Source organism: Endozoicomonas atrinae (assembly GCF_001647025.1).
In the GTDB taxonomy this organism is placed as follows: Bacteria; Pseudomonadota; Gammaproteobacteria; order Pseudomonadales; family Endozoicomonadaceae; genus Endozoicomonas; species Endozoicomonas atrinae.
On record NZ_LUKQ02000853.1, the window covers coordinates 1 to 278 of the forward strand.

The window sequence follows — 278 nt, forward strand, 5'->3', positions numbered from 1 at the left end:
GGACAGGCTATGCAACCCTCGACGAATTGGAGCGCTTTCTGAAGCGGCAAAATATCCGCTATGCCAAAACCGGTAAGGATCGGCTGGTGACAACTCAGGCTGCTATTGATGCCTGCTTCCTGCAGCTCCCTGGTGCGACTGAAGACGACGAGCTAATACCAATCGCATTTTCTAAATCCTTAAGCTGCCGCCAACTATGCTTAGGCATCATTACCATGCATTATCTAGAACAGATGTCTCGTCGACCACAGCTACCCGAAGGTTTTAATGATGTTGAT

The 278-nt window shown here is 48.9% G+C and carries 1 protein-coding gene; it reads left to right on the top strand.

Annotation, left to right across the window (positions count from 1 at the left end):
- Positions 1 to 278: hypothetical protein (locus tag AK963_RS34620; RefSeq protein ID WP_175404825.1), on the top strand; the 278-nt coding region annotated here is incomplete at both ends.